Source organism: Legionella stuttgartensis (assembly GCF_977063405.2).
The window spans coordinates 1-5,373 of the sequence record NZ_CDRUHA020000075.1; the positions used below are offsets into that span (position 1 = coordinate 1).

Below are 5,373 nucleotides of genomic sequence, written 5' to 3' on the forward strand. Positions count from 1 at the left end.
ATATCTTTAGAGAGGAGCCCCCATTTTAGCTTTAAGGTAAATGTCAGATCAAAGTGTGTACTTTGCGCGTACTTTGATCAATTTAAGCCTGCGCCATATTTCCGCGGTTTTATACCCCTGTCAACAACTGCGCAATGTTTGAATTTTGGAATTCATCCTAAAGCTTATCGCTTAATCTGTCTTTCTACAATACGCGAATCTTTAGATAATAAACAATGGATACTTCATATAGATGGCTTAGCCTATGTTGACAAAAATAGAAAAGAAAAACCATCCACAGAGGAACGATATTCATTTCTAAAAGATAACAGTGCACCTGTAGAAACTGATAAAGATGTAGAAGAACAACTTAAGAGGGAATCATTTCTTTTCACATTACACTATGACCGTATTAAGACATTCATTTTTGAAAATAATATATTTAATAGTAAGCTTCTAATAAACAAAACTTTTCCTAATAAATCAGGGGATTGGATTGATTTAGTTCTTAGCATTTCAGAAAAATTAAAATTGAAGAAAGACACCTCTCATATTTTTGAACAAGTATATGCGGAACTCTTTTCTAAAACTGAAGATCTTCATGCAATAGTAGAACGCGCTACTGAACAGATAGAAAATATAACCTTAGAAAAAGTAAACTTACCCGAAGCACAGACTGGTTTAGAAAATTTTTTTGAAAAAGCAAGTCAAATAATAAGTGAAGTGGGTGACAGTATAGATTGTGGCAATGACCTATTTGAAGAGTTGATTGATACTGCTATAGAACAATTCCCCGCTACAGTCCAACAAGTAGCAAATAATGTTATCGATCGCATTTATAAACCTGAGCCGTTTTTTGTATTAAATCCAGAGGTAATTAAATATGTAGGACTGCCCATACATTCATTAAATGAAACAGAGCAATATAGCTTAACCGTAAGTTTAGCAAAACAATTGGCTCCCTTAAAAGCTGATTTAATGAGGAGAGTTAACGAGATTTCAACACTGAATGAATTGGAGTATCAAATATTTAAAAATAGTGTTGAAAAAGAATTAATTGCATTTTCACTAAATGAGCAAGAAGTAAGTAAAAAAGAAGCGTTAGAAAATTTTAATCTTCATTTGAGTTTTGCTCTACCTTTCTATCTTTTAAAAGACCTCTTAAGCGAAGAGCTTCCTGAAAATGGAAAAGTTAGAACTACTGAACTTTCCACGTTACTGAAAGAGTACACAGCAAAAGCGTGGCAGCAATGGAGTTCTAAGCCTCCTACTGTGTCTGAAATTGAGTATTTACTAAGACAAACTCAAAATTTTAGTACCTATTTATCATCTGACTTCCATCAGAAATTGAATGATCTTGAAGGTTATATAGAAATAAGCAAACCAGAGCGTGCGAAGAATGAAACAGAAATAAAAGATCCATACTTTCAAGTTGAACCCATTTCTCATGACGATATAGAGGATGACTCGAACGAAGAAGATTTAACTGAATTGCAAAATCAATATAACGATAAAATAGAGGGATATACGACATCGGAAGAAATAATTTTACAGGAAATTACTGAAATTGAAATCTATCGTACAGTCTCTTACCTTGCAATGGAAGATGATGTATGGAAGTGTGCAGAATTTTTTATAAATGATGACTGTAGCTCCTTAAAGGAAGAGTATGTTAAACAAATTGTTGAGATAGAACAGCGAAAGCTAAAGGAAAAAGAAGAAGCCCAAAAGAAATTAGAAGAAGATAAGCTATACGAAGAATTAGATAATAGGGATAAAGAACTAAGAAAACATAGAGAGGATATCTGGAAAACTGAAAAAAATAAATATCTTAGGCTTATAGATAATGAAATAAAAAGACTTAACAAATTTAGTCTTTTTGCTGATGAGCTTATTACTCATTTAAGGGTGGAAGCATTTGAACATTTACGAGAAAAACTAGAAAAAAGTATTACTATCAATAACTTCTGCAGTCTTTTAACGAAATTTGAAACTAATACCTTTATTTTATATGAAGGTGAAAAATATAGGGTTCTTGATTTGCTGCAAACGAATCGGTTTGGAAGACATGAGTTTTCTGAGAATACCCTAAGTAATATATTTTATAATTCCTTGAAAGAAAAAGTAAAAGCACAACAGCATGCTCTTAACGAAAAGGCAATGATAGCTCATATAGCTGATATGAATCTTCGTTTAAACAACGAAGTCTGCCCTATAGTTCGTAAGAGTTTTATCCAGAAGATTCAGGAATTCATGGAAAGAATAGTATTAATTGGAAAATATGTTATGGATGAGAATTCGAAAAAAGCTCAGGAAAAATTTTCGGAAAAAATTGAACACAATTCCCAGGTTCCTGTTACAGTTCAGAAAGAACCCGTGAAGGAGGAAAGACTTAAGCTTCATGATGATAAAGCAGTGGCTATGTATCTTACTAAAGAGTTAAATGAATTTAATAAAAATCAACCCAGTTGGTTCACCAATAACTATAAAAGGGTACAAAAGACGAACAAAGATATGGTTTCAGCGATCAAAGATTCAATTGGAGTCGAGGATACAAAAACCCAGATCGCAAAAAAGCACCAATTACTATCTGATTGTACTGACCGAAAAATAAAAGCTATTGCTAAAATAGCAAAAGAGATTAAAAAAATCGATCAAAAGAAACATCCAGAAAAAGTTAGCATTCTTTTGAGTTTTATGAAGGATTTGGGGTTGGAATGGGACCTTAAAAATAAACCTCAATTTTTACCTCAATTAATTAATGACAATGTGACTGTCACAAGTGCTAGAAATGAAAGATTTGGTAAGCCAGAGAACGTCACAATGAAAAAAGACTATTACTCTCTAGGAGTCAAAGTAACCACATTTTTTAGTGAACCTCCACTTCAAAATTTTGTTAAGGACTTGCCTAAAGTAGTTGAGGATCAATTTAGATCTAATCACGAAGATACTATGGAGGTAAGCAGTTTTTTTAAATAATTTACAAAAAATTAGTTTGTGACAGCGTGGTTCAAAAGTAAAGATCTTGGTGATAATTAAGTACATCAAGATCTTATAATATTTTGTTAAGAGTAGCATCGTTTTGGACTATTGATTTAATGTATGTACCCGTTCAAGTTCGGTTTATAAAAATTAATCAAGGAAAAATAAAAAATTATAATTTAGGGGATGAAAGACTATGTATCATTTTAGATAAATTTCTCTAGTAAAAGATGAGGATTTTCAGTTTGAACCAAAGATTATAGCTAACCCATTACACATTCTTTCTTTGAAGTTTGCTAATATCAAGACGCTTTTACCGCTTCTTGCCTCTCACAAAAACACCCTAAAACATTAAGAAACTAGTGAATTTGATTCAGTAGTATTGAGAAATTCATTTTTTAAAAAATTTTGATGTCAAATTAGCTTTTTAAAAAAAGAGGAATATTCACAGTTGATATTTATTCGTCTGAAATGGTTCTTGATTGATTTTTCAACTTTGCTAAAAATGTATTTTTCAATTATTTTAATCATTTTGTTGTATAATTATACTACAACATAGAAATACAGCAGAACCGATTGCGTAGTTGGTATTTTAAATAACTCCTATTAGAGGCTTTTAAAAAGTGAGCGCTATTACAAATATGAAAGCATATACCTCCTTCTTGAGTGAGGCATATCGAGGCATTTTCGACAGAACATGTATCGACTTTTGGGGGTATGTGTATTTCGATTTAGAAGGAAGGTATCTACAACTGAACTCCGAAAAATATATAATTGATGAAATTCTCAATAAAGAGTTATATATAGAACAAAATCTTTGTAAAAAGAATTATGAGTATAATAACTATTATGTGTGCCATGTACCTAATGACAATGTAATTGCTTCTGGGATCAAAAAGTGTCTTCTTGAAAGGGATTATACTTTTTTTATTGATTTTTTTTATCAGGACTCCTCTCATGTGGAAATGGTAACCTTTGCCTCCAATCATCAACCCGGACTTGTAAATAACTTTGTAGTTAATAATTTGGACTACTTTAAAATGATAGCAGATAATATGGCTGCCAAGATCCGGAGATTACATACAAAAGAAAACTTTTCAACTCTCCCTAAAGAATGCATCATCCGCATGAATGAGCTCTTTAACTCGGAAAATTGCGATAATGAAACTCAACTGAAAAACTTTATTTTACAATCTTCCAATAAACAAATGACGGAACTGATAAAAGATACAGTTTTTGATTACAATACCCTTCCCTTTAGTTTTTTGGGTGCTAAAAATTTAACGCATAGGGAAAAGGAAATGATTTATTTATATTACAATAATTTTAATTTACATCGTATCGCCGCTATACTTGAGATTTCCAAAAGAACTGTAGAACGACATTTTGAGAGTATCAAGAAAAAACTCGATTGTGAGAATAATGGACAAATCATTCCAGCTTTAATAAGATTTGATGCTACATTAAAGAAAATTCTCAATGTTTAACAGAAGCTGCTGCCTTCAATTCAAAGATTAGAAAAACATTCTGCCAACTCACGTTCACCTTGTAAATACTGATTCCATTGGATACAGCTGAATAGAGAACTATATCTTTTTAAAAACAGCTTATCAGCGAACCTGTCTTATACATACGTTTAGAAGCAGAGCAGCCACACAATTTTAAGGTATTTTCAACAAGTAATGCAGAACCTTTTTTCATCAAGCCTTCTGCAACATAAATAAAAAGTGAGATAAAATGCCGAACCCGCATTAAGTAGATTTTAGGATAAATATTATGAATCAAGATTTAAAAATTAGATTTGCAACACCATATGACATCCCTTTAATTTTACAATTTATTAAAGAATTAGCTGAATATGAGCAACTGCTTCATGAAGTAGTCGCTACTGAGGAACAATTGTTGGAAACTTTATTTGGTTCTAAATCTCATGCAGAGGTAATCATTGGTTATCTTGATGAAAAACCAGTTAGCTTTGCATTGTTCTTTCATAATTATTCAACCTTTTTAGGCAAACCAGGTCTTTATTTAGAAGATTTATTTGTTAAACCCGAAGCGCGCGGCCATGGAATAGGACAAATTATGCTGGCTTACTTAGCTAAATTAGCTAAAGATAGAAATTGTGGGCGTTTTGAATGGTGGGTATTAGATTGGAATGAACCGGCTATTAAATTTTATGAACGACTCGGCGCTAAACCAATGGATGAGTGGACCGTTCATCGAGTAAGTGGTGAAGCATTGAATGAGTTAGCAGATAAATATACTCACGTTAGTTCCCTATAAAGGGGTAGTGTTTAAATAACTGTGTCATCTCTTTTAACTTGTTATAATTTCAACACTTAAAAGAGGTGCCCATGAGTAAGAATAAAAAGATAGATTTATCCAATTTTGATTTCAATGAATTTAAGGCTG

3 protein-coding genes are annotated in these 5,373 nt (G+C 32.0%); all 3 read left to right on the top strand.

Features of this window, described 5'->3' with window-relative positions; all coding sequences use genetic code 11:
- Nucleotides 1-138: 138 nt before the first annotated feature.
- The 3 genes from ACWTEW_RS27680 (at nucleotide 139) to ACWTEW_RS27690 (ending at nucleotide 5,244) form a co-directional block, all read left to right on the top strand.
- Complete coding sequence (locus ACWTEW_RS27680; protein WP_454783607.1) at nucleotides 139-2,958, top strand: hypothetical protein; 2,820 nt, start codon at nucleotides 139-141, stop codon at nucleotides 2,956-2,958.
- A gap of 644 nt (nucleotides 2,959-3,602) precedes the next feature.
- Nucleotides 3,603-4,448 carry a helix-turn-helix transcriptional regulator gene (locus ACWTEW_RS27685; RefSeq protein WP_454783608.1) on the top strand — a complete coding sequence of 282 codons (846 nt, stop codon included), beginning with the start codon at nucleotides 3,603-3,605 and terminating at the stop codon, nucleotides 4,446-4,448.
- 289 nt (nucleotides 4,449-4,737) lie between these two features.
- On the top strand, nucleotides 4,738-5,244 hold the full coding sequence (locus ACWTEW_RS27690) for a GNAT family N-acetyltransferase (protein WP_454783609.1): 507 nt from the start codon (nucleotides 4,738-4,740) through the stop codon (nucleotides 5,242-5,244).
- Nucleotides 5,245-5,373 lie beyond the last annotated feature (129 nt).